Annotated in this window: 1 rRNA gene; it reads left to right on the top strand. The window is 46.5% G+C overall.

Going from position 1 to position 273, the window contains the following annotated elements:
* Positions 1-98: 98 nt before the first annotated feature.
* A 16S ribosomal RNA gene (locus tag B7C60_RS04885) occupies positions 99-273 on the top strand; the annotation flags it as partial.

Here is a 273-nt window from a genome sequence, read left to right as displayed (position 1 = left end):
GTATCGAGCACAGTCAATTCAAGTTTTCTAGGAACTAGCTTCTAGAGCCTAGAAACTTATCAGTATTCATTGAGCCGGTCGCAAGACCAAAAAAACTTTAATTGAAGAGTTTGATCATGGCTCAGATTGAACGCTGGCGGCAGGCCTAACACATGCAAGTCGAGCGGTAACAGGAAGAAAGCTTGCTTTCTTTGCTGACGAGCGGCGGACGGGTGAGTAATGCCTGGGAAATTGCCCTGATGTGGGGGATAACCATTGGAAACGATGGCTAAT

The sequence above is a fragment of the Vibrio fujianensis genome, from assembly GCF_002749895.1.
Classification (GTDB): domain Bacteria; phylum Pseudomonadota; class Gammaproteobacteria; order Enterobacterales; family Vibrionaceae; genus Vibrio; species Vibrio fujianensis.
This window is presented reverse-complemented; position numbering and strand designations above follow the sequence as displayed.